Source organism: Pseudomonas sp. GW821-FHT11D10 (genome assembly GCF_058808435.1).
In genome coordinates this window covers 844,734-865,854 of the sequence record NZ_JBXARR010000001.1, presented here as the reverse complement: position 1 = coordinate 865,854, position 21,121 = coordinate 844,734, and the positions used below count along the sequence as shown (strand labels likewise).

Below are 21,121 nucleotides of genomic sequence, written 5' to 3'. Positions count from 1 at the left end.
GGTCAGAGGCTGGCATCAACCATGCCGTGACGAACCGCCAGCAGTGTCAGCTCGACATCGCTGCTGATCGAGAGCTTCTCGAAAATGCGGTAGCGGTAGGTGTTTACGGTTTTCGGCGAGAGGCACAATTTGTCGGAAATGATCTGAACCTTCTGACAGCCGACAATCATCAACGCAATCTGGATTTCCCGCTCCGACAACGCATCGAACGGTGAATCGTTGGTCGGCTGAAAGGACTTGATTGCCAGTTGCTGGGCAATTTGCGGGCTGATGTAGCGCTGACCGGCAAACACCAGGCGAATGGCCTGCACCATTTCCGGCAATCCGGCGCCCTTGGTCAGATACCCCGCCGCACCGGCCTGCAACAACCGTGTAGGAAAAGGATCTTCCTCACACACGGTGACCGCGACCACCTTGATGTCAGGATGACTTCGCAACAGTTTGCGCGTGGCTTCGAGGCCGCCGATGCCTGGCATCTTGACGTCCATCAGCACCACGTCGGGCTTCAACTCACGAGCCTTGATGAGGGATTCTTCCCCGGACTCGGCCTGGCCTACCACCTGCAAGCCATCGATATCGGCCAGCATACGTGTAATGCCTGTACGAACGAGATCATGGTCGTCGACCACTAGCACCCTAATCAAGCAGACACCTCGCGATATGGTCTTATTGGGATGCCGGACACCTTAGCAAAAAGTGCCGGGCAGACCTAGCGGCAAGCGACATATAAAAAGTTTCAATTCTTCATCGAGGGCTTGCCAGCCGTGGGTTTCAGAGCACAGGTGTACTGAAATCGAGCTGCATTCGCAGAAAACACTCGTCCTCGCCCTGCACAAACATTCCTTTTCTTCGATACAGGTTTTGCGCCGGATTGTTTTTGAACACCGTCAGGCGCAGGGCCGGGCGACACTCCAGCCGAGCCATCGCGACAACCTGATCGATCGCCCAGGATCCCGCGCCCTGGCCTTGAGCGCTTTCGGCGACCTGCAATTCGCGGATATACACGGCCCGAGCATCACGACTCAGACTGAAATAGCCTGTCAGTTCGCCGTCACGAAGGATCAACCAGTTTTCGCGCCCGGCCCAGGCGACATCAAATGCCTCGTCCTGCCACAACAAGTCATAGTGAATGTAGTAGCGGAGCATGTTTCGGCAAGTCAGCTCTCGTACAAACGACAGGTCGGCGGACGTTGCCTGGCGCAACTCGAAACTCATTTCTGCCTCGATCTTCTTCAAGTTCATGCCCCTTCCTTGAGCACACGTTCAGAAAGCAGAGTGTGTCACACCTTGGCGGGCGCTCAACCCATAGAAGCCCTCTTGTGCCTCCGATAGCAATTTCTGATTGCTGACGCGCAGCCGCCTCTAGTAAGCTCGGCGCATTCTTTGGAGACAGCTCATGTTCAACGCCCTTTCACAGCTTCGTACCGCCAGCGCCTCGCGCTCGGTTGCGGCTGCCCGGGTGAATGGCGTCTGCGCTGCTCCTGCAAGCTTTTATTTTGGGTATTGGTTTAGCCACTGGCGCGCCTGATACCCAACCGGCGCCCATTTGAACGGGTCGCCTACCAGAGATTTCTCAACCCCCGGTCGGCCTCCCGACCGGGGGTTTTGTTTTTTTCAGGCCCGAACTTTTTTCAGCAACACACCAGACACTTTGAGGATTCAACCAATGAACTACGCCACTTATTACCGTTACGACAGTTTTACCGCCTGGCGATTTACCAGCCTCCGCTCGGGACAGCCTGCCGCCTCCGATCGGTCACCCACAGGTGGCAAGCCAACACACGTAGCCAGTCCGGCCAATTGTCGAACACCCCAGTAGGGCCGAGTGAGCGGGAAGCCCCCGCCATCCGCCCAGGAAGACCGAATATGAACTCGTCCGTTTCTGCTCTGCCACTGTCCACCCTGAACCCTGCCAACGAAGCATTGACCCTGCGTCTGCCGAGTTCGCTGCAACTCAAACAGCAATTGCCCCTGAGCAATGCGCTGAACCAGCAAGTCGTCGCCCACCGCCAGGCGGTCCGTGCGATTCTTGATGGCCATGACCCGCGCTTGCTGGTTATCGTCGGCCCTTGCTCGATTCACGACCCCGAGTCCGCGCTCGAATACGCCAGCAAACTTTCGCGTCTGGCTGAAGAAGTCCGTGATGACATGCTGCTCGTGATGCGTGCCTACGTCGAAAAACCTCGCACCACCGTCGGCTGGAAAGGCCTTGCCTACGACCCTCATTTGAATGGCAGCGACGACATGGCTGCCGGCCTCACGCTGTCGCGCGAACTGATGCTGGAAATGATCCGCCTCGGGCTCCCGATTGCCACCGAACTGCTGCAGCCCATGGCTGCCGGGTACTTCGATGACTTGCTGAGCTGGGTCGCCATTGGCGCCCGCACGACCGAATCCCAGATCCACCGGGAAATGGCCAGTGGACTGAGCATGCCGGTCGGCTTCAAGAACGGCACCGATGGCGGTGTGACCGTCGCCGTTGACGCGATGCGTTCGGCAGCACATCCCCATCGCCACTTCGGCGTCGACAGCCAGGGCCACCCGGCGATCATCCAGACCCCGGGCAACCCGGACACCCACCTGGTGCTGCGTGGCGGTCACAAAGGGCCGAACTACGACCGCGAAAGCGTTTCCGGAATCAACGCCGAGTTGAACCGCCTGAAAATTCCGAGCCGGATCATGGTCGATTGCAGCCATGCCAACAGTGGCAAGGACCCACTGCGGCAACCAGGTGTGTTCAACGATGTGCTGGAGCAACGCTTGAAGGGCGACCGCGCGCTGGTCGGCATGATGCTTGAGTCGCACCTGTTTGAAGGATGCCAGCCGTTGAGCGAGTCGCTTCGGTACGGAGTTTCGGTTACCGATGCCTGCCTCGGGTTCGATTCCACCAGGCAGTTGCTGCTGGACGCAGCGCATCGCATGCGAAAACAGGCCTCGGCCTGACAGTGAACACCGCCCTCCGCTGCGCTTTCTCGCGGAGGGCGGTGCAGTGTTTACAACAGATGATCACGCCTGCACTTGGAGCAACATCACCTCGGACTGCTGACTGACGTCGTCCAGCCGCTCGACCGAGTAGGATAGCCGCACGACGGTATTAACGTGCTCGCGCCAGAACCGATAAGGCACGATGAACACCAAAGACTGCATGGCCATCCCGCTGATGATTTCCCGGTCGTCACGGTGAAAAAACGACTCGCCGTCGCACTTGAGATAAACCAGCTCGCCTTCCTCGACTCGCGCATCACTGATCAACACGCTGACACCATCGATGGCATCCTGCACATTGAGCACCCCGTCATCCGCTTCAAGCACCTGAGGAGCCGGCAGCTCACTTCGCACCAATGGAGCAATGCAGACTCGCGTAACACCTGACTCGTGTACGGCGCCGTTCTTCTGCTCGATACGGTAGCGAATCACCACCTCGCCCCCCAGATGCGGGGCGATGAATTCAGGAGCGATGCCGAATACCATAGGCTGACCAACAGCAAAGAACTCAACGATAAGAATGTCTCGAAACGATGCCTCCGGTGAAGGCCCCTGCCAGATCAACTGCACCCGATCGCCTGCATTCATGCCGGAATAAGGTTGAAGGATGGCAGTCGTTCCGTCGGGCACGCGAGCCGGATCGAGACTGCCTCCGACGGCATCCTCGACGAGGGCTGGCAACAGACTGTAACGGACGTCCCCAACGTCCAGCTGTATACGTAATGAAGTGACGGGCTCCGATCTCGTGACGCTGGTCAATGTCCAGAAGACTTCGAGAGTGCCCCCGTCCAGCGCAGCGATGTGAGCGTCCCGTACGGTCAGAACGATATCCTTGCCCAATTGCCCTTCACTGACGGATCGCGAAATGTCGTGGCGATACGGCAAACCCTGTACATCGAGACCATGCCAGTTCAAAACCACCCTGTCCCCGCACGCCATTCCAGGCCAGGGCGCAATCCTGACGACAACCCTGCTCAATGACGGGTCAACGACCGACCCTGTAATGGAATCCAGTGCGGGAGCCGGCAACGGCAGAGCCCGACCATCCTCCCGACACAACCCGAGCGACCGAATGCCCTCACCCTCCATCCATATGTCCTTTTCTTGCAAAACCGCAGTTTGTGCATCTTTCATCAGTCGCCTCTCCACTCCCTGGAAATGACACGTCGCCTGAGCGCTGTGTCGAACAGTCTCCATTTAAAGCGTTTCATCATCGACCCGATGTCAGCTCATCACGTTTCAAGCCCGAGCCGAATGCACCAAAGGAAGTAGGCAAAGAAAGAAAAAATACTTTCAACGAGGCGAAAGCTTTCCAAATGTTCCGAAGTGGATTTCATACAGAAGCGAAAATTCACACACACATTGATCGAGTTTCCAACGCATGAGGGCGAATCTTCAGGCATCCCAAGCCTCACGACTGTTTTAGAGTGGCACGCAGACAACATCGACGATCTTCTGCGATCAAGGACGAAAAATGCTACTAAATGCGACAACCAATCATCCCGTTCTACTGGTGCATGGCCTGTTCGGATTCGAGCGCATTGGCCCTTTCGAACTGTTCCATGATGTCAAGCAGGCGCTCAAGGCGGTCGGCGTGCAGGTATTTGTGCCTCATCTGTCAGCCATCCATGACAATGAAGTTCGCGGGGAGCAGCTGCTGTCGCAAATCGGCTCCGTGCTTAGGGGCACAGGCGCGACCAAAGTCAACCTGATCGGTCACAGTCAGGGCGCACTCACGGCACGCTACGCTGCAGCGCTTGCCCCACACAGCGTTGCTTCTGTTACGTCGGTCAGCGGGCCAAACCACGGTTCGGAACTGGCCGACTTCCTGATCAAGGCGCTAATACCAGGAAGACTGCCGGAGATCGTGGCCCAGAATGTGGCGACACGGTTTGCAGACTTCCTGTCCCTGCTCAGCGGGCGCACGCCGTTGCCACACAGCGCATTGGCTGCGCTGGGTGCGCTGACGACGGAAGGGGTCTGCAACTTTAATGACAAGTACCCGCAGGGCCTGCCACACGCCTGGGGCGGTCAAGGTGCCGAGTGTGTCAATGGCGTTCACTATTACTCGTGGAGCGGCGTCGTACCGAAGTTTGACGGGCCGACACTCGACCCGGTACAGGATATCTGCAGCGCCCTGTCCGAATACTTCATTACAGAGCCCGCGCAGAACGACGGTTTTGTCGGTCGCTTCAGCTCTCACCTGGGTACGGTGATCCGTTCAGATTACCCACTCGACCATTTGCGCACTCTGCGACGAACGACTGGACAGCGCGCCATGGCGAACGACTCGATCGAACTTTACGTGAAGCATGCTCTGCGTTTGCAAGCAGCTAATCTCTAGCGACCGGCATCAGACGAGCGAATGGAACTTTGGCGAGAAATCGGCCACTGAATCCGGTAGGCTCCCCCCTTTACTGATTTGATTGGAGAGTTTCCCCATGGCTAAAGCCACTGCCCGCCACATCCTGGTTTCCAGCGAAGCCAAGTGCAACGAACTCAAGGCCCAGATCGAAGGTGGCGCTGATTTCGCCGAAGTGGCCAAGGCCAACTCCACCTGCCCGTCCAGCCGTCAGGGCGGCGACCTGGGTTCGTTCGGTCCTGGCCAGATGGTCAAGGAATTCGACACCGTGGTATTCAGCGCGCCGATCAACGTCGTGCAAGGCCCGGTGAAGACCCAGTTCGGCTACCACCTGCTGGAAGTCACCAGCCGTCAGGACTGATTTCAGCCCGACCTGCTGTGCAACGGCCCGCCTGATGGCGGGCCGTTTTGTTTTGGTTACACCACACCGCTGGCGAACGGCGCGCCGCTCGCGTACAAATTGCGCTTATCGATTACCCGGCTTTAAGGCTGACAATGCGACTGGCTTTCCCGACATTGATGTTCACTGCCGTGACCCTGCTGCTTGGGATCACCGGTGTGGACGCCGCACCCCAGCATGCGATGACCGTCTATGGCGAACCGGCAAAGTACCCGCCCGGTTTTAGTCACTTCGATTACACCAACGTCCGGGCGCCCAAGGGCGGGACGATGCGCCGCTCGGCCATCGAGATCGGCCACTTCGACCATGTCCTGCCGTATATCGACAAAGGCATCGGCGTGAGCCAGATCGATGGCCTGCTGTACTCCCCGCTGGCCCAGCGTTCGCTCGACGAGCCCTACACCGTTTACGGCCTCGTGGCGCAGAAAATGGAGCGCTCGGATGACGGCCTGTCGTTGCGCTTCTTTATCAATCCCAAGGCCCGCTTCGCCGATGGCAAGCCGATCACCGCCGAAGACGTGCGCTACACCTATGACTTGCTGATGACCCAGGGCAGCCTGCGTTATCGCACCCAGTTCGCCGACGTCAAAGGCGTCGAAGTGGAAGCCCCGCTTACCGTACGCTTTGATTTCAAGAGCAACGAAAACCGCACCTTGCCGCTGGACATCGCGACCCTGCCGGTGTTTCCCGAGCATTGGTGGAAAACCCGTGATTTCGCCGGTGGTGGCGGCTACGAACCGCCGCTGGGCAGCGGCCCGTATCGGGTCGGCAAGGTCGACTCCGGGCGCAGCATTACCTTTGAACGCAATCCCGACTGGTGGGGCAAGGACCTGCCGGTCAGCCGTGGCCTGTACAACTTCGATCACTTCAGCATCGAGTACTTCGGCGACACCGATGTCGCCCGCCAGGTCCTGCGCGGCGGCGCCTACGATTACAACCGTGAGTTTTCGGCCACCGGCTATTCCATCGGTTACGAGAGCCCGGCCCTGAGCGACGGTCGTCTGCAAAAGGCTCATCTGGCCACCGAGGCGCCGCAGTCGGCCCAGGGTTTCGTGTTCAACCTGCAAAAGCCGATATTCCAGGATCGCCGCGTTCGCCAGGCACTGGCCATGCTCTGGGATTTCGAATGGAGCAACCGGCAGATGATGCGCAACATGTACATCCGCCAGCAGAGTTACTTTTCCAACAGTGATCTGGCCGCCCGCAAGCTGCCGGATGCCGCCGAACTGAAGATTTTAGAACCCTTGCGCGGACAGATTCCCGACGAGGTGTTCAGCCAGGTCTTCGAAGCGCCGAAGACCGATGGCAGCGGCATCATCCGCGACAAGCAACTGCAAGCGCTGGAGCTGCTGGAACAGGCCGGCTGGAAACCCGATGGCGATCAGTTGGTCAACGACCGTGGCGAGCCGCTGAGCTTCACCTTCCTGGTCAGCCAGAACGGCATGGACCGTCTGCTGCTGCCTTACAAGCGCACGCTGAAGCAGATCGGCATCAACCTCGACATCCGCCGCATCGATTCCTCGCAGTACGTCAATCGCCTGATGAGTCGTGACTACGACATGATTGTCACCGGTTACCCGGTCACCACCTCCCCCGGTGGCGAACTGTTGAACTACTTCGGTTCGGCGTCGGCCAACGATCCCGGCGCCAACAATTACATGGTGCTGAAGAACCCGGCGGTCGACACCTTGATCAACGGCCTGATCCGCGCCTCGACCCAGGCCGACATGTTGCGTTATGCCCATGCGCTGGATCGGGTGCTGCAATGGAACTACTACTGGATTCCCAACTATTACCCGCCGGGCACGTCGACCGTGTGGTGGAACCGCTTCGGCATTCCCACCGTGCAGGCGAGCAATGACGAAGCGATCGAGAGCTGGTGGGAAATCAGCAGCACGCCGCTGACCAACCAGCAGATGACGGCCGAGAAAATCAGCCGTGGCAGACCCGGAGGGCCACACTGATGTGGGCTTACATACTGCGGCGCCTGCTGCTGATCATCCCGACGCTGGTGATCATTCTGCTGGTCAATTTCGTGATCATCCAGGCCGCGCCGGGTGGTCCGGTGGAACAGGCCATCGCCCACTTGCAGGGAATCGGCGGCGCCAGTGTCGGCGGCGGCGCGAGCGAGACCATGAGCGGCACGTCCCGCGCCAGCCGTGGCCTCGATCCGCAGCTGATCAAGGACATCGAAAAACAGTACGGCTTCGACAAACCCGCCCATGAGCGCCTGTGGCTGATGCTCAAAAACTATGCGCAGCTGGATTTCGGCAAGAGCTTCTTCCGTGGCGCCACAGTCACCGACCTGATCCTGCAAAAGATGCCGGTGACCATTTCCCTCGGGCTGTGGGCGACGCTGATCACTTATCTGGTGTCGATCCCGCTGGGCATCCGCAAAGCCGTGCACCACGGCAGCCATTTCGATATCTGGAGCAGCACGGCGATCATCATCGGTTACGCCATGCCGGCGTTCCTTTTTGCGATGTTCCTGATCGTGGTGTTCGCCGGCGGCACGTCGCTGAACTGGTTCCCGGTGCGCGGGCTGGTGTCCGACAACTTCGAATCCCTGTCGACGCTGGGCAAGATCACCGACTACTTCTGGCATCTGGTGCTGCCGGTCACGGCGCTGGTGATCGGCGGTTTCGCCACCCTGACCATCCTCACCAAGAACTCGTTCCTCAATGAAATCACCCGCCAATACGTGGTTACCGCTCGTGCCAAAGGCCTGAGCGAAAACCGGGTGCTCTATGGACATGTATTTCGCAACGCGATGCTGCTGGTGGTGTCGGGCATTCCCCAGGCATTCATCAGCGTGTTCTTTGCCGGCTCGTTGCTGATCGAGGTGATCTTCTCCCTCGACGGCCTGGGGCGCATGAGTTACGAAGCCGCCGTGTCCCGTGACTATCCGGTGGTGTTTGGCTCGCTGTTCATCTTCACCCTGTTCGGCCTTCTGATAAAACTGATCGGCGACCTGTGCTACACGCTGGTCGACCCGCGCATCGACTTCGCCGCGAGGAATGCCTGATGCTCAAGCTCTCGCCTCTGGGCCGTCGCCGTTTCGAACGCTTCAAGAAAAACCGCCGGGGCTGGTGGTCGCTGTGGCTGTTCATCGGCCTGTTCCTGCTCAGCCTCGGCGGCGAACTGATCGCCAACGACAAGCCATTGGTCGTCAGTTATCAGGGCCAATGGTATTTCCCGGTGTTCAAGCGCCACACCGAACAGGAATTCGGCGGGCAACTGCCGTTCCAGGCCGATTACCGCAGCGATTACGTGCAGAAGCTGATCCGCAAGGACGGTGGCTGGCTGCTGTTTCCGCCGATTCCGTTCAGTGACGACACCCCGAACTACGACCTCAACAAGCCGGCACCGAGCCCGCCGACTTCGGTCAACTGGCTGGGCACCGACGATCAGGCGCGTGACGTACTGGCTCGGGTAATCTTCGGCGCCCGGGTGTCGATCCTGTTCGCCCTGATGCTGACCTTCGTCAGCGCCCTGATCGGCATCGCGGCCGGCGCCCTGCAGGGTTATTACGGCGGCTGGGTCGATCTGCTCGGCCAGCGTCTGCTTGAGGTCTGGTCAGGACTGCCGGTGCTTTACCTGCTGATCATCCTTTCGGGATTCGTCGAGCCGAACTTCTGGTGGCTGCTGGGGATCATGGCGCTGTTTTCCTGGCTGGCGCTGGTGGACGTGGTGCGCGCCGAGTTTCTGCGCGGGCGCAATCTTGAGTACGTCAAGGCTGCTCGGGCGTTGGGCTTGAGCGATCGCAAGGTGATTGTCCGGCACATCCTGCCCAACGCGATGAACGCGACCCTGAGCTATCTGCCCTTCATTCTGACCGGGGCGATTTCGACCCTGACTGCGCTGGATTTCCTCGGCTTCGGCATGCCCGCCGGCAGCGCGTCGCTGGGCGAACTGATCGGTCAGGGCAAACAGAACCTGCAAGCGCCGTGGCTCGGGTTGACCGCGTTTTTCACCCTGGCGCTGATTCTTTCCCTGTTGGTATTCATCGGCGAAGCGTTGCGCGATGCCTTTGACCCGCGCTCATGAACGGATATTTGATATGACTGACAACCTGATCGAAATCCGTGACCTCAGCGTCGCCTTCCATGGCCAGACCGTTGTACGCAACCTGTGCCTGGACATCCGCCCCGGCGAGTGCCTGGCACTGGTCGGCGAGTCGGGCTCGGGCAAGTCGGTGACGGCCCATTCGATCCTGCAACTGCTGCCCGAATGCGATGCCCGGACCACCGGCAGCATCCGCTATCGTGGCCAGGAACTGGTCGGCGCCGATCCCAAGACCCTGCGCGACCTGCGGGGCAATCGCATCGCCATGATTTTCCAGGAGCCGATGACCTCGCTCAATCCGTTGCACACGATTGAAAAGCAGATCGGCGAAACCCTGTTGCTGCACCGTGGCCTAGGCGGCAAGGAAGCTCAGGCACGGATCCTCGAACTGCTCGAACTGGTGGGCATCCAGAAACCGAAAGAACGCCTGAAGGCTTATCCGCATCAGCTGTCCGGCGGCCAGCGCCAACGGGTGATGATCGCGATGGCCCTGGCCTGCGAACCTGAATTGCTGATCGCCGACGAGCCGACCACCGCCCTCGACGTAACCGTGCAGCGCAAGATCCTGTTGCTGCTCAAGTCTCTGCAACGGCGCCTGGGCATGTCGCTGCTGCTGATCAGCCATGACCTCAATCTGGTGCGCAGCATCGCCCAACGGGTGTGCGTGATGAAGGCCGGGGAAATCGTCGAGCAGGCGCCGTGCGAAACCCTGTTCACCGAGCCGAAACACCCTTACAGCTGCGTGTTGCTCAACGCTGAACCGGAAGGCGAAGCGCTGCCCCGGGACGAACGCGAGAACGTGCTGGAAGTCGATGACCTGCGGGTTGATTTCACCGTTGGCGGCGGTCTGTTCCAGCGCAAGCAGTACTTGCGCGCGGTGGACGGCATAAGCCTGAACATCCAGCGCGGCAAGACGTTGGGCATCGTCGGCGAGTCCGGTTCGGGCAAGTCCACCCTCGGTCAGGCGATCCTGCGCCTGCTCGACTCCAAGGGCAGCATTCGCTTCCAGGGCACGGCACTCGACGGTCTCGACCAGAAGCAGATGCGGCCGTGGCGCCGGCAGATGCAGGTGGTGTTCCAGGACCCGTTCGGCAGTCTCAGCCCGCGCATGTCGGTGGCGCAGATCATCAGCGAAGGGCTGGAGGTGCATTGCCAGTCCACTGCCGACGAGTGCGACGACCAGGTGATCCGCGTGCTCAAGGAAGTGGGCCTCGACCCCGAAAGCCGCCATCGCTATCCCCATGAGTTCTCCGGTGGGCAGCGTCAGCGGATTGCCATCGCCCGGGCACTGGTGCTCAAACCGGCGCTGATCCTTCTTGACGAGCCGACTTCGGCACTGGATCGCACCGTGCAGAAACAGGTGGTCGCCCTGCTCCGCCAGCTTCAGGAAAAACATGGCCTGACATACCTGTTCATCAGCCACGACCTGGCCGTGGTGCGGGCGCTGGCCCACGACATGATCGTGATCAAGGACGGCAAGGTGGTCGAAAGCGGCGCCAGTCATGATGTGTTCGACTCACCGCAGCATCCCTATACCAAAGAGCTGTTGGCGGCGGCGCATCCGGGATAGGCATAATCGCGCCACCTGACTTCCGCCAATGGACGCCGCCATGAACACCACCGAAAGCCTCAAGGATTACCAACGGGTTCGCACCCTGGCGATCCGTTCGTTGTTCGAGATCATCGAGCAATCCAGTGAAGGTACGGTGATTGTCGACCGCGACGCGAACATCGTCTGGATGAACGAGCGCTACGCCCGGCGCTTCGGGCTCGACTCGGCCGCCGGGGCCATCGGCAAGCCTTGCGAAAGTGTGATCCCCGGCAGCCTGCTGCGCGAAGTGGTGCGCACCGGGCGGCCGATTCTGCTGGACATGCAGGACACTCCGAAAGAACCACTGGTGGTGATGCGCCTGCCGATCCATGACGATGCAGGCGCGGTGATCGGCGCCATCGGCTTTGCCCTGTTCGACGAATTGCGCACGCTGTCACCGATGCTCAAGCGCTACCTGAGCATGCAGGAGGAACTTGCCTCCACCCGTTCGCTGCTGCGCGCCCGCCAGACCAAATACAACTTCGCCCACTTCATCGGCACCAGCGCCGCGAGCCTGGAAGTCAAACGCCGTGCCCGTCGCAGCGCCAATGCCGAGTCGCCGGTTCTGTTGCTGGGCGAAACCGGCAGCGGCAAGGAATTGCTGGCCCAGGCGATCCACGGCGCTTCGCCTCGGGCGCACAAAGCGTTCGTCAGCATCAACAGCGCGGCGATTCCCGAGGCGCTGCTTGAAGCCGAGTTCTTCGGCACCGCGCCGGGCGCTTTCACCGGGGCCGATCGCAAGGGCCGCACCGGCAAGTTGCAGATCGCCCAGGGCGGGACGCTGTTTCTCGACGAGATCGGCGACATGCCGTTGCCGCTGCAGAGCAAATTGCTGCGGGTGTTGCAGGAAAAGGAATTCGAGCCTGTAGGGTCCAACGACGTGATCCAGAGCGATGTGCGGGTGATTGCCGCGACATCGACGGATCTGGAAGCGGCGATCAAGCGCGGCGAGTTCCGCGCGGATTTGTACTACCGGCTCAACGTGCTGCCGATTCAGGTGCCGCCGCTGCGGGAACGGCTGGATGATCTGCCGGCGCTCAGTGAGGCGATTCTTGAGGAGTTGCGCAGTCAACATGAGCTGAATCGCGAAGCGCTGGAGTTGCTGGGTCAGCATGCCTGGCCGGGGAATATCCGCGAGTTGCGCAACGTGCTGGAGCGAGCAGCACTGCTCAGTGACGACTTGATGCTGACGGCGGATGACATTCGTGCAGCGATTGGCACGTTTACACCGGTTGAGCGAGCGCTGGCGCCTGTACCAGAGCCGGCAACCCACGAGACCTTCAGTCAGGCCCGCGAGCGGTTTGACCGGCAACTAATTCAATCGACCCTCGCGCAATGCGGGGGCAAGGTGATTGAAGCGGCTGAGCGGCTGGGACTGGGGCGCTCGACGCTATACAAGAAGATGATTGCGCTTGGGATCGTAGAGTCTCAATAGAGAGACACCATTCCCCATAGAGAGACAACATCAAAAGCTTCGCGAGCAAGCCCGCTCCCACAGGGGAATGCGTCCAACTGTGGGAGCGGGCTTGCCCGCGAAAGCGCCCTCACAGCCAAAGAAGTCTCAAAACAGAGACAAAACCTCGAAAACCACCGCCAAACATCAAATTAATTCCTTTTATTTCAACAACTTAACCATCTGGCACAGATCTCGCTATAGCCCTTCCCACACCCGTTCCACCCACAAAAATAACAATCGAAGGAGCACACCATGAGTGTGATCATCGCCTTGGCAGCCCTCGCGCTGCTGATGCTCGCGGCCTACCGTGGCTACAGCGTTATCCTTTTTGCCCCGATCGCCGCCCTCGGCGCCGTCCTGCTCACCGACCCGTCTGCCGTCGCCCCCGCGTTCACCGGGGTGTTCATGGAGAAGATGGTCGGCTTCATCAAACTCTACTTTCCCGTGTTCCTGCTCGGCGCGGTGTTCGGCAAGTTGATCGAGCTGTCGGGTTTCTCCCGCTCGATCGTCGCGGCAGCGATTCGCTTGCTCGGCACCCGCCAGGCGATGCTGGTGATCGTGCTGGTCTGCGCCCTGCTCACCTACGGCGGCGTTTCGCTGTTCGTGGTGGTGTTCGCGGTCTACCCGTTCGCAGCGGAAATGTTCCGCCAGAGCAACATCCCCAAACGCCTGATCCCGGCAACCATCGCCCTCGGCGCGTTCTCGTTCACCATGGACGCCCTGCCCGGCACGCCGCAGATCCAGAACATCATCCCCAGCACCTTCTTCAACACCACCGCGTGGGCAGCGCCGTGGCTGGGCGTGATCGGCACGATTTTCGTGTTCTGCGCCGGCATGCTGTTTCTTCAGCGCCAGCGCAACAAGGCTCAGCGTGCCGGCGAAGGCTACGGCACCGAACTGCGCAACGAACCGGAAACCGCCGAAGACCTGAAACTGCCGAACCCATGGATCGCTCTGTCGCCGCTGCTGGCGGTGGGCATCATGAACCTGCTGTTTACCCAATGGATTCCGCAGTGGTACGGCAAGACCCACAGCCTCGCACTGCCGGGCATGGCCGCGCCGGTCACCACCGAGATCGCCAAACTGACCGCGATCTGGGCGGTGCAAGCCGCTTTGCTGGTGGGCATCCTGATGGTGCTGGCATTCGGTTTTAAAGCGATCAGAAGCAAGCTCGCCGAAGGCAGCAAAAGCGCAGTCAGCGGTGCACTGCTGGCGGCGATGAACACCGCGTCGGAATACGGTTTCGGCGCGGTCATCGCCTCGTTGCCGGGTTTTCTGGTGCTGGCCGACTGGCTCAAAAACATTCCCAATCCGCTGGTCAACGAAGCAATCACCGTGACCCTGCTGGCCGGTATCACCGGTTCCGCATCGGGCGGCATGAGCATAGCGCTGGCAGCGATGTCCGAACAATTCATCAGCGCCGCCCACGCCGCCAACATTCCGCTGGAAGTGCTGCACCGGGTGGCCGCGATGGCCAGCGGCGGCATGGACACCCTGCCGCACAACGGCGCCGTGATCACCCTGCTCGCCGTCACCGGCCTGACTCACCGTGAGGCCTACAAGGACATTTTCTGTATTACGCTGATCAAGACCCTGGCGGTTTTCGTGGTGATCGGCACTTTCTACGCCACTGGCATTGTGTGAGGTATTGATGACGACTCTTTCTGGCAAGACCGCACTGGTTACCGGTTCCACCAGCGGCATCGGGCTGGGCATCGCCCTGACGCTGGCCAAGGCTGGCGCCAACCTGATCCTCAACGGTTTTGGCGATGCCTCCAAGGTGATCGCCGAAGTCGAACAGTTCGGCGGCAAGGTCGGCCATCACCCGGCAGACGTCAGCGACCCAGCGCAGATCGCCGACATGATCGCCTACGCCGAGCGCGAGTTCGGCGGCGTGGACATTCTGGTCAACAACGCCGGCATCCAGCACGTCGCGGCGGTGGAAGAATTTCCGGTGGAGCGCTGGGATTCGATCATCGCGATCAACCTGTCATCGGTGTTTCACAGCACTCGCCTGAGTTTGCCGGGCATGCGCGCCAAGGGTTGGGGGCGGATCATCAACATCGCTTCGGTGCACGGTCTGGTCGGTTCCACCGGCAAAGCTGCGTATGTGGCGGCCAAGCATGGCGTGATCGGCCTGACCAAAGTTGTCGGCCTGGAAACCGCCGCCAGCAACGTCACCTGCAACGCGATCTGCCCGGGTTGGGTGCTGACGCCGCTGGTGCAGAAGCAGATCGATGATCGCGCAGCCAAGGGCGTCGATCCGCAGCAGGCGCAGCACGATCTGCTGGCCGAGAAACAGCCGTCGCTGGAGTTCGTCACCCCGGCGCATCTGGGTGAGCTGGTGCTGTTTCTGTGCAGCGAAGCCGGCAGCCAGGTGCGTGGCGCCGCCTGGAACATCGATGGCGGGTGGCTCGCGCAGTAAGCTTGCAACTGATCGCTCCCACGTTGTCGTGGGAGCTTTCTGACAAACAATAAGAGGCAAACCATGTCCGACATTCTCTGGCAGCCCGATGCCAAACGCATTGCCCGGTCCCGCATGGACGGCTTTCGGCGCTTCATCAATCAGCGCCACCACCTGAAGCTCGACGACTACCCGGCCTTGCATCAATGGTCCATCGACCAGCGCGAAGCGTTCTGGCAGGCGATCGTGGATTTCTTCGGTATCAGTTTTCACACACAACCGGACGCCGTTCTGCGTGGCGGCCTGAAAATGCCGGGCGCCGAGTGGTTTCCCGGCGCCACCCTGAATTTTGCCGAACACCTGCTGAGTCGCCGCGACGATGCCATCGCCGTGATCGCTATCGGGGAAAACGGCCAGCGTGAACTGCTGACCTGGTCCGAACTGGCCCAGCAGGTCGCCGGGTTCCAGGCCAGCCTGCAAGCCGCCGGCGTCGTGGTCGGCGACCGGGTTGCAGCGTGCATGCCCAACACCTGGCAAACCCTCGTCGCGATGCTGGCAACCACCAGTCTCGGGGCGATCTGGTCGTGCTCGTCGCCGGACTTCGGCACCCACGGCGTGATCGACCGCTTCGGCCAGATCGAACCGAAAGTACTGATCACCTGCGCCGGTTACCGTTACGCCGGCAAAGAGATCGACCAGACCGTCAAGATCAACGAAATCCTCGAACAACTACCAACCTTGCAACAGCTGATCATCGTCCCTTATGCGCGCCCCCACGCCCATGCCACGGATTACCGGACGCCCGCCAACGTCACGCTGTGGGACGACTTCTATGAACCGGGCGATGAGCCGCAATTCGTCCCGGTGCCGTTCGATCATCCGCTGTACGTGCTGTATTCCAGCGGCACCACCGGGGTGCCGAAATGCATCGTTCACAGCACCGGCGGCGTGTTGCTGCAACACGCCAAGGAGCACGGGCTGCATGTCGACCTGGGCCCCGGCGACCGGTTGTTCTACTACACCACCTGCGGCTGGATGATGTGGAACTGGCTGGTCTCGGCACTGGCGGTCGGCAGCGCGGTGGTGCTGTATGACGGTTCACCGTTTTATCCGGACAACGAGCGATTGCTGGAGCTGCTCGACGACGAGCAAGTCAGCGTGTTCGGCACCAGCCCGAAATTCCTCGCGACCCTGGAAAGCAGCGGCATCAAGCCGCGCGAAAGCTACGACCTGAGCCACCTGAAAACCCTGCTTTGCACCGGCTCCGCGCTGTCGCCGCAGAGTTATGACTTCGTTTACCTCGACTTCAAACCGGACGTGTGCCTGTCCTCGATGTCCGGCGGTACGGACATCGTGTCCTGCTTCGTCAACGGCAACCCGATGTCGGCGGTCCGCCGGGGCGAGATCATGGGCAAGAGCCTGGCCATGGCGGTGGAAGTGTGGAATGACGCCGGGCAACCGGTGATCGGCGAAAAAGGTGAGTTGGTATGCACTCGACCATTCCCGGCGATGCCCATCGGGCTCTGGAACGATCCCGACGGCGAGAAGTTGCGCAAATCCTATTTCAGCCAGTTCCCCGGCGTCTGGGCCCAGGGTGACTACGCCGAACAACTGCCTCACGGCGGAATGCTGATTCACGGCCGCTCCGACGCCGTGCTCAACCCCGGCGGCGTGCGCATCGGCACGGCGGAAATCTATCGTCAGGTGGAGAAAGTCCCGCAAGTGCTGGACAGCGTCGCCATCGGCCAACAGTGGCAGGACGACGTGCGTGTGGTGCTGTTCGTGCGCCTCAAGGACGGCGTTGCGCTGGATGACGCGCTGCAACAGCAGATCCGCCAGGTGGTCCGCGCCAACACCACACCGCGCCATGTACCGGCGAAGATCGTCGCGGTCACCGACATTCCGCGCACCATCAGCGGCAAAGTGGTGGAGCTTGCCGTGCGCAATGTGGTGCACGGTGAACCGGTGAAAAACACCGATGCGCTGGCTAATCCTGAAGCGCTTGAGCAGTTTCGCAATCGGGTCGAACTCCGCGACTGATGCCGTTCAGTCCATCAGTCCCCATTCGCCGGTCGAGGGCGGTGGGGACGGCATGGTGTCGGCATGCAGCTTCAGACGCAGACGCAGGTTGTTTACCGAGTCTGCATTCTTCAGGGCCTCGTCTTCATCGATCACCCCTTCTGCCACCAGCGCGAACAGTGCAGCGTCAAAGGTCTGCATGCCCAGTTCCGCCGATTTCTCCATGATGGTTTTCAGCTCGCCAAAGTCATTGCGCCGGATCAGGTCGGCAATCGTCGGCGTACCGAGCATCACCTCCGCGGCTGCCCGTCGCTGACCGTCCCGGGTTCGTACCAGACGCTGGGAGACAAATGCCTTGAGGTGATTGCCCAAGGCATGCAGCAATTGCGGGCGGCGCTCTTCGGGAAAGAAATTGATGATCCGGTCCAGCGCCTGATTGGCGTTATTGGCGTGCAATGTCGACAGCACCAGATGCCCGGTTTCGGCGAAGGCCAGCGCATGTTCCATGGTCTCGCGGTCACGGATTTCGCCGATCAGTACGACGTCCGGCGCTTGGCGCAGGGTGTTTTTCAGCGCAGCGTGAAAGCTGCGGGTATCGACCCCGACTTCGCGCTGGTTGATGATCGATTTCTTGTGACGATGGATGTATTCCACCGGATCCTCGATGGTGATGATGTGCCCGCTGCTGTGGCGATTGCGATGGTCGATCAGCGCCGCCAGCGACGTGGACTTGCCCGAGTCGGTGGCGCCGACGAACAGGATCAGGCCCTGCTTGAGCATCACCGTTTCGAGCAGTATCGGCGGTAGCTTCAGGTCTTCGAACCGGGGAATGTCGAGTTTGACGTTACGGATCACGATCGACACGTCGTTGCGCTGTTTGAAGATATTGACCCGGAAGCGGCCGATGCCGGTGCGGGAAATCGCCAGGTTCATTTCCAGATCCCGGTCGAACTCCCGGCGCTGCTCGGCGTCCATCAGGGAGGTGGCGACGGTCGCCACTTCGCCGGGTTTGAACGGCTGATCGCTCAAGGGCGTCAACACCCCGTCGAAACGCGCACTGGGCGGTGCGCCCGTGGACAGGAACAGATCCGAACCGTGGCGGCTCGCCAGTTGTTTGAGCAGTGCATCGATTTCCATGGCCAAAAGCACCTGCGAAGCTTTCAATGAACTTAAGACCGTGCGTCGTGACGCGACGGGCCTTACAGCGTCTATCGCACTAGGATAGTAGACGCCGCCTCACCGACCGACGCCCAGGATTGATGTGATGAACGCTGTACCGAACACCAACGACGCCCAGGCATTGATTGCCCGCACCGACTGGAGCCGCAGCCCGCTGGGCGCCGCTGGCACCTGGCCACAGAGCCTGCGCACCGCGGTGGACATCGTGATTCACTCGCCGATGCCGATGCTGCTGTTGTGGGGCCCGCATCTCACCCAGATCTACAACGACGGCTTCGCACTGCTCGCCGGGAGCAAGCATCCGCACGCTTTCGGACAACCGGCGCACCAGATATGGCCGGAACTTCGAGACTTTACCGACCCGATTTACAGCGCCGTCCTACAAGGCCAGGTGCGAACCTACAGCGAACGGCGCTTTACTTTGCAACGGGACGGCCAGGATTCCGACTTCTGGTTGGATCTGACCTACAGCCCGATCCGCGACGAAAGCGCGCAAGTGGCCGGCATTCTGGTCACCGCCATCGAAACCAACGAACGCCGGCGCATCGCCCTGGAACTGCAACAACGTTCCGAAGACAGCCTCAAGGCCCAGCGCGAAAGCGAAGAGCGCCTGCAACTGGCGCTGGCAGCCACCGATGCGGTTGGCACCTGGGATTGGGACATCGGCGAAGACCGCTTCATTGCCGACGCGCATTTCGCCCAGCTGCACGGTGTCGATCCGGCGCTGGCCGGTCAGTTGCCGATCAGCGAATACCTGCACGGCGTGCACCCCGAAGACCGCGCGCTGATTGCCCGCAGCATCAAGCACTGCATCACCCACGGCACCGAATACGCCGAGGAATATCGACTGCTGCAAGCCAATGGCGAGCTGCGCTGGGTGTTCGCCCGCGGGCGCTGCTACAAGGATCATCACGGCCGGCCGATGCGTTTCCTCGGCGCGGCGCTGGATTTGACCGAACGCAAGCACACCGAACAGGCACTGCGGCAAAGCCAGACCGAGCTGCAACTGATCATCAACGCCATGCCGATCCTGATCAGCTATGTCGACCACGAAGAACGCTTTCGCCTGAACAACGCTGCGTACCTCGACTGGTACGGGCTCACGCCGCAGGAATTGTACGGTCGCACGATCCGCGAGGTCATCGGCGAAGAGGCCTATTTCCTGCGGGCGCCGTACATCGCCGAAGCCCTGGCCGGGCGGCCCTGCTCGTTCAGCCTGTACACGCCACACCGCGACGGGAGCCAGCGGCATGCCCTGATGAACTACCTGCCGCGTCACGGCGCGGACGGTGCGGTGAACGGTTTCTACATCTTCGTGATTGACGAAACCGAACGCAAAAAGACCGAAGAAGCCCTGCGCAACCTCAATGAAACCCTTGAGGAACGCGTCAGTGCGCGCACCGAACAACTGGCCCAGGCCAACCAGCGTTTGCAGAACGAGATGTTCGAGCGCGAGCGCGCCGAAGATGCCCTGCGCCACGCGCAGAAAATGGAAGCGGTCGGCCAGCTCACCGGCGGCATCGCCCATGACTTCAACAACATGCTGACCGGCATCATCGGCAGCCTCGACCTGATGCAGCGCTACATCGCCAGTGGCCGCGCCGATGAGATCGGCCGGTTCACCGACGCCGCGGTGTCCTCGGCCAACCGCGCGGCGGCACTGACCCACCGTCTGCTGGCGTTCTCCCGGCGCCAGTCGCTGGATCGCAAGACCATCGACGTCAACGAGCTGATCCACTCGTTGGAAGACCTGATCCGCCGCACCAAGGGTGATCCGATCGAGCTCAAGTTGCGCCTGTCCGACAATATCTGGTCCGTCAGCACCGATGTCAGCCAACTGGAAAACGCCCTGCTCAACCTGGTGATCAATGCCCGCGATGCCATGCCCGACGGCGGTGAGCTGTTGATCGAAACCGCCAACGTCTACCTCGACGGCAACGACATCACTACCCTCGAACCGGTCAAGGCCGGTGATTACCTGATGCTGGCGGTGAGCGACAACGGCACCGGCATGACGCCCTCGGTACGCTCCAAGGCGTTCGATCCGTTCTTCACCACCAAGCCGATCGGCCAGGGCACCGGGCTCGGGTTGTCGATGATTTATGGCTTTGCCCAGCAGTCGGGCGGGCACGTCAGCCTCGACAGCCTGCCAGGTCAGGGCACCTGCGTGCGCCTGTATTTGCCGCGTTTGTATGCACTGGAACCGGAGCGGCCTGTCATCGAAACGGTTACCGAGGCTCCCGCTGTGGCGACCGGCGAAACCGTGGTGGTGGTCGAGGACGATCCGGCGGTGCGGATGCTGGTCATGGACCTGCTCAAGGAGCTGGGTTATCGCGCCCATGAAGCCGAAGACGCCAAGGGCGCCCTGCCGTTGCTCGAATCGGACCTGCGGGTTGACCTGCTGGTGACCGACGTCGGCCTGCCGGGCATGAACGGCCGGCAAATGGCGGAGATCGCTCGTCAGCATCGTCCGGGGCTCAAGGTGTTGTTCATGACCGGTTACGCGCAGAAAGCCGCCGAGCGTCAGGGCTTCCTTGAGGACGGCATGGACATGGTCGCCAAGCCGTTTTCCATCGAACAGCTGGCCGGCAAGATCCGCACGATGATCAGCCAAAATCCGTGACTTGAGGCATAATCCGCGCCCCGCCGTCACCCCGCTA

Annotated in this window: 16 protein-coding genes; 12 read left to right on the top strand and 4 right to left on the bottom strand. The window is 60.8% G+C overall.

The features are described from left to right. Window positions 1-2: 2 nt before the first annotated feature. Both gacA and AC1RT4_RS04075 read right to left on the bottom strand, forming a co-directional pair. Window positions 3-644 (bottom strand): response regulator transcription factor GacA, encoded by a 642-nt coding sequence (gene gacA / locus AC1RT4_RS04080; protein ID WP_032829778.1) that lies wholly within the window; start codon window positions 642-644, stop codon window positions 3-5. Between the two features lie 127 nt (window positions 645-771). Then, the gene (locus AC1RT4_RS04075) at window positions 772-1,215 is read right to left on the bottom strand and encodes a GNAT family N-acetyltransferase (protein WP_493084456.1); all 444 of its coding nucleotides are present in this window, start codon (window positions 1,213-1,215) and stop codon (window positions 772-774) included. A 651-nt stretch (window positions 1,216-1,866) separates the two neighbouring features. On the opposite strand from AC1RT4_RS04075, the gene AC1RT4_RS04070 reads away from it, so the two are divergent. Continuing rightward, window positions 1,867-2,943, top strand: a complete 1,077-nt coding sequence (locus AC1RT4_RS04070) for a 3-deoxy-7-phosphoheptulonate synthase (RefSeq protein WP_493083695.1) — start codon at window positions 1,867-1,869, stop codon at window positions 2,941-2,943. A 63-nt stretch (window positions 2,944-3,006) separates the two neighbouring features. On the opposite strand, the gene AC1RT4_RS04065 is transcribed toward AC1RT4_RS04070, so the two are convergent. Next, a complete protein-coding gene (locus tag AC1RT4_RS04065) occupies window positions 3,007-4,119 on the bottom strand; it encodes a hypothetical protein (RefSeq protein ID WP_493083694.1) in 1,113 nt (370 codons plus the stop codon). Window positions 4,120-4,459: 340 nt separating this feature from the next. Between AC1RT4_RS04065 and AC1RT4_RS04060 the strand changes: the two genes are divergently transcribed. From AC1RT4_RS04060 to AC1RT4_RS04015, 10 genes are all read left to right on the top strand, one after another. After that, window positions 4,460-5,329 carry an esterase/lipase family protein gene (locus AC1RT4_RS04060; protein ID WP_493083692.1) on the top strand — a complete coding sequence of 290 codons (870 nt, stop codon included), beginning with the start codon at window positions 4,460-4,462 and terminating at the stop codon, window positions 5,327-5,329. A gap of 97 nt (window positions 5,330-5,426) precedes the next feature. Beyond that, window positions 5,427-5,708, top strand: coding sequence for a peptidylprolyl isomerase (locus tag AC1RT4_RS04055; protein ID WP_007952068.1), 282 nt, complete (start codon window positions 5,427-5,429; stop codon window positions 5,706-5,708). 134 nt (window positions 5,709-5,842) lie between these two features. Then, window positions 5,843-7,711 carry an extracellular solute-binding protein gene (locus AC1RT4_RS04050; RefSeq protein ID WP_493083690.1) on the top strand — a complete coding sequence of 623 codons (1,869 nt, stop codon included), beginning with the start codon at window positions 5,843-5,845 and terminating at the stop codon, window positions 7,709-7,711. After that, the gene (locus AC1RT4_RS04045) at window positions 7,711-8,772 is read left to right on the top strand and encodes a microcin C ABC transporter permease YejB (RefSeq protein ID WP_007952064.1); all 1,062 of its coding nucleotides are present in this window, start codon (window positions 7,711-7,713) and stop codon (window positions 8,770-8,772) included. Before AC1RT4_RS04050 ends, AC1RT4_RS04045 begins: the two co-directional genes overlap by 1 nt. After that, window positions 8,772-9,794 carry an ABC transporter permease gene (locus AC1RT4_RS04040; protein WP_493083687.1) on the top strand — a complete coding sequence of 341 codons (1,023 nt, stop codon included), beginning with the start codon at window positions 8,772-8,774 and terminating at the stop codon, window positions 9,792-9,794. Before AC1RT4_RS04045 ends, AC1RT4_RS04040 begins: the two co-directional genes overlap by 1 nt. A gap of 13 nt (window positions 9,795-9,807) precedes the next feature. After that, on the top strand, window positions 9,808-11,382 hold the full coding sequence (locus tag AC1RT4_RS04035) for an ABC transporter ATP-binding protein (RefSeq protein ID WP_007952057.1): 1,575 nt from the start codon (window positions 9,808-9,810) through the stop codon (window positions 11,380-11,382). 40 nt (window positions 11,383-11,422) lie between these two features. Then, window positions 11,423-12,838, top strand: coding sequence for a sigma-54 interaction domain-containing protein (locus tag AC1RT4_RS04030; protein WP_493083685.1), 1,416 nt, complete (start codon window positions 11,423-11,425; stop codon window positions 12,836-12,838). Window positions 12,839-13,111: 273 nt separating this feature from the next. Next, window positions 13,112-14,503 (top strand): GntP family permease, encoded by a 1,392-nt coding sequence (locus AC1RT4_RS04025; protein WP_493083683.1) that lies wholly within the window; start codon window positions 13,112-13,114, stop codon window positions 14,501-14,503. 7 nt (window positions 14,504-14,510) lie between these two features. Further along, window positions 14,511-15,284 carry a 3-hydroxybutyrate dehydrogenase gene (gene hbdH / locus AC1RT4_RS04020; protein WP_266200162.1) on the top strand — a complete coding sequence of 258 codons (774 nt, stop codon included), beginning with the start codon at window positions 14,511-14,513 and terminating at the stop codon, window positions 15,282-15,284. Window positions 15,285-15,347: 63 nt separating this feature from the next. Further along, window positions 15,348-17,303, top strand: coding sequence for an acetoacetate--CoA ligase (locus AC1RT4_RS04015; protein WP_493083680.1), 1,956 nt, complete (start codon window positions 15,348-15,350; stop codon window positions 17,301-17,303). 6 nt (window positions 17,304-17,309) lie between these two features. Here AC1RT4_RS04015 and AC1RT4_RS04010 read toward each other — a convergent pair whose 3' ends face one another. Further along, entirely contained in the window at window positions 17,310-18,419 is a 1,110-nt protein-coding gene (locus AC1RT4_RS04010; RefSeq protein ID WP_493083678.1) for a PilT/PilU family type 4a pilus ATPase, read from the bottom strand. A gap of 127 nt (window positions 18,420-18,546) precedes the next feature. Between AC1RT4_RS04010 and AC1RT4_RS04005 the strand changes: the two genes are divergently transcribed. Then, the gene (locus tag AC1RT4_RS04005) at window positions 18,547-21,084 is read left to right on the top strand and encodes a PAS domain-containing hybrid sensor histidine kinase/response regulator (protein ID WP_493083676.1); all 2,538 of its coding nucleotides are present in this window, start codon (window positions 18,547-18,549) and stop codon (window positions 21,082-21,084) included. Window positions 21,085-21,121 lie beyond the last annotated feature (37 nt).